Source organism: Methylobacillus methanolivorans, from assembly GCF_054588515.1.
This window is the reverse complement of record NZ_BAAILT010000002.1, coordinates 280,661-283,358: the sequence shown is the minus strand read 5'-3', so window position 1 is coordinate 283,358 and position 2,698 is coordinate 280,661. Positions and strand designations below refer to the sequence as shown.

The window sequence follows — 2,698 nt, the reverse complement described above, 5'->3', positions numbered from 1 at the left end:
TTGATTCAAGTAGCGCATGGTCTTCTCTAGCTTTTCGACAACATCAGGGGCGCTATCCTTGACCCGGCGTATCGTCCAGGAAATATCCATCTTGGTGGCCGTGAGAATTGAGCCCAACTCATCATGTAGGTCACGCGCCAGTTTTTGGCGTGCGCGCTCAACATCAGATTGATAATCCAGCGCCAGCGTTTTCATCATATGCGAATTGCTGCGAATACGTTCTTCATAGGCTACGCAATCGCGTATCAATTGCTGGCGCAAATGATCCCGGCTGTTCATTTCCTGTACCAATTGGCGAATGACCAAGATCACTAGCAGTAATAAGATCAACGCCGTACCTACTAATGCAATCCGGGTAATCACGATGGTCTGTTCACGCTTGATCACCAGTTTTTCCCGAGCCTCGTACTGTTGGTCCAGCAACGTCTGCGAATACTGCATGAAGCGCGCCATCTCAATCATTCCTTGATCAAGCTTGACCACTTGCATGGCTTCATCCACCTTGCCAGCCTGCAACAATGAAATCGCCATCTTCATTTCCACATTCTTGGCTTCCAGTATTGCACTTAAGGCAATCACCCATCCTTGCTCCTGCTTGTCTCGCATGGCTACACTTTGACTGGTAAACAAGCCTTCGATCTTGCGGATATGGCGACGTGACTCCTCGATTGCTTGGTTAAAGGTCTCCACCAGCTCCTTGCGCTGGCTCAACAAATAACCCCGCTGGGCGCTCTCTGCAAGATTGAGGCTAGTGCGCAGCTCCTGCAACCCATTGATATTACGTTGCACTTGGCTTAACTGCACGTTCTGCTGCTCCAGCTCAACCAGCCATGCATCAGTAAACATCACGGAAATTAATGCAAGAATCATGGAGGCAAACAGGATAGCCAGCACCCGCCCCCCAAGCCTGCGGACGATGCCCTCCCCCCATGCATTGATGTTGTTAGCTATGGCCTTGATATTCATCGATTTCCAAACGTCATGTAAGTATTTTCTGACAAGCGATTCAGTCGCTGTCTGCTAATTCGTGAATGGTGAGGAGCCTACAGTGTAAACCGTACATCAAACAACCAAGGAGAAAATGATGTTGCATTATTCAGTGATCTTTTTTGTGATTGCCTTGATTGCGGCGTTCTTTGGCTTTAGTGGTATCGCCGCAGGCGCGGCAGAAATTGCCAAGATCCTGTTCTTTGTTTTCCTGATTATTACTATCGTTTCGCTGATTGCTGGTATTTTACATAAGCGTTAATCAGGCATCCGCACTTGTAACATCAGAACAAAATTCACCAAAATCCCCCCATAGACAGCATTGGAGTAAGGCATGTTCAATAGCAACACACAATCTGAAATCAAGGAAAACGCAACAGAGCTGGCTGAAACCGCGCAGGAAGCATTAAGCGACAGCGTAAAATCCGGTAAGGCATCTGTACGCAAAATTGGCCGCAAGCTGGAAAGCAAGGCTCGGGACAGCAAGAAAGAAGCCATCGCTCTACTTGAAAGCCTGAAGGACGTACTGGACCCTGATGTCCATGGAAGCACAACCGAACACGTCATTGAACAACTGACAGAAAACTTCTCATCATGGTCTGAATCACTGGACAAAGAGTTGTCACAAGCCCTCAAGACTAGTCGCACCCAGTCGCGCAAATGGCTGCGCAAGCGCTCATTGCTGACACTATCGCTAGCAGTAGGTGCGGGTGTTCTGGTTGGTTATGCCTTAAGCAAGGACGATTAATAATTTGCTGTTCAGTCCTGAAAAATCAAGGCAATGATCTAGAGGATGGCTTGCAGAGACTGGCAAGCCATCTTAGTATCAAGCACCAGAGAAACGAATGACAAGGAATCGTCAGCACTCATGAAAAAAATATTATTAGTTGATGACCACAACATTGTGCGCCAAGGCCTGCGTAACCTGATTGAGCTGGAATCCGACCTTGAAGTGGCCGGTGAAGCAGCTTCAGGCCTGGAAGCAATCAAGTTGGTGCGCAACAACCAATACGATGCCATCGTCATGGACATCGCCATGCCCGACAAGAATGGTGTAGATACCTTGCACGACTTACGTCATGTCGCACCAGAGCTACCTGTTTTGATACTGAGTGGTTATGGTGAAGAACAATATGCGCTCAATCTCATGCGCAGCGGTTGCAAAGGTTATTTGTCCAAGGATGCTGACTCGGATGAGATCATCAAGGCCATCCGCACTGTTGCCAATGGCAAACGCTACATTTCGGCAGAGCTCGCCGAACTCATGACTAACGAATTGAGCAATCCTTCCGAGAAGTTGCTGCATGAAACCCTTTCTGATCGTGAATTCCAGGTATTCTTCAAGCTTGCCAGCGGCCTAAGCGCCACGGAAATCGGTGAAGAACTCTGTATCAGTGTAAAAACGGTGAGCACCTACCGTACCCGCATCATGGAAAAGATGAGCCTCAAAACCAATGCAGACCTGACTTACTATGCGATAAAGAACCAGCTGATTTCATAAAGTCATGCCTACATTTAACGTCAGAATATGTAGGAATATAGCGGATGGCATCCCCCCCTGCTGCCGGATAGAATTCACAAGCAATGATTATTGAGCCTATGAATACGATCATGAAAGAAAGACACTCTGGGGTGGACACGCAGGCAAAAGCCATGAAGGTCTTGCTGGTTGAGGATTCTTCCCTCTTGCGTGAAACCATCATGGACATGC

General features: G+C 47.9%; 4 protein-coding genes. 3 read left to right on the top strand and 1 reads right to left on the bottom strand.

Annotation, left to right across the window (positions count from 1 at the left end; all coding sequences use genetic code 11):
- Positions 1–966, bottom strand: a 966-nt coding sequence (locus tag LG202_RS02655; protein ID WP_230346871.1) for a CHASE3 domain-containing protein, incomplete at its 3' end; no start/stop codon positions are given.
- Between the two features lie 118 nt (positions 967–1,084).
- On the opposite strand from LG202_RS02655, the gene LG202_RS02650 reads away from it, so the two are divergent.
- The 3 genes from LG202_RS02650 (at position 1,085) to LG202_RS02640 (ending at position 2,488) form a co-directional block, all read left to right on the top strand.
- Positions 1,085–1,249: a DUF1328 domain-containing protein gene (locus LG202_RS02650; RefSeq protein ID WP_230348027.1), complete on the top strand. Its 165-nt coding sequence runs from the start codon at positions 1,085–1,087 to the stop codon at positions 1,247–1,249.
- Between the two features lie 72 nt (positions 1,250–1,321).
- The gene (locus tag LG202_RS02645) at positions 1,322–1,735 is read left to right on the top strand and encodes a hypothetical protein (RefSeq protein WP_230346870.1); all 414 of its coding nucleotides are present in this window, start codon (positions 1,322–1,324) and stop codon (positions 1,733–1,735) included.
- A 120-nt stretch (positions 1,736–1,855) separates the two neighbouring features.
- A complete protein-coding gene (locus LG202_RS02640) occupies positions 1,856–2,488 on the top strand; it encodes a response regulator (protein WP_230346869.1) in 633 nt (210 codons plus the stop codon).
- Positions 2,489–2,698: the final 210 nt, after the last annotated feature.